At 59.4% G+C, this 606-nt stretch carries 1 protein-coding gene; it reads left to right on the top strand.

What is annotated here, in order from left to right; all coding sequences use genetic code 11:
* The coding region (locus ABWV89_RS18870) for an EF-Tu C-terminal domain-related protein (protein WP_353400635.1) at nt 1-603 on the top strand (603 nt) is incomplete at its 5' end.
* Nucleotides 604-606 lie beyond the last annotated feature (3 nt).

Genomic DNA, 606 nt, shown 5'->3' with positions numbered 1-606 from the left:
GCGCTGGATACCTACATCCCCACGCCTGAGCGTGCAGTGGACGGCGCATTCCTGATGCCTGTGGAAGACGTGTTCTCGATCTCTGGTCGCGGTACTGTTGTGACCGGCCGTATCGAGCGTGGCGTGATCAAGGTTGGCGAAGAAATCGAAATCGTCGGTATCAAGGCAACGGCCAAGACCACCTGCACGGGCGTCGAGATGTTCCGCAAGCTGCTGGACCAGGGCGAGGCAGGCGACAACGTCGGTATTTTGCTGCGCGGCACCAAGCGCGAAGAAGTCGAGCGTGGTCAGGTTCTGGCCAAGCCAGGCTCCATCACGCCGCACACGAACTTCACCGGTGAGGTGTACGTTCTGTCCAAGGACGAAGGTGGCCGTCACACGCCGTTCTTCAACAACTACCGTCCGCAGTTCTACTTCCGTACGACCGACGTGACCGGTTCCATCGAGCTGCCAGAAGGCAAAGAGATGGTCATGCCTGGTGACAACGTGTCGATCACGGTCAAGCTGATCGCACCGATCGCCATGGAAGAAGGTCTGCGCTTTGCTATCCGCGAAGGTGGCCGTACCGTCGGCGCCGGCGTGGTTGCCAAGATCATCGAGTAATTC

The organism is Hydrogenophaga sp. 5NK40-0174, assembly GCF_040372165.1.
Taxonomy (GTDB): domain Bacteria; phylum Pseudomonadota; class Gammaproteobacteria; order Burkholderiales; family Burkholderiaceae_C; genus Hydrogenophaga.
This window is presented reverse-complemented; position numbering and strand designations above follow the sequence as displayed.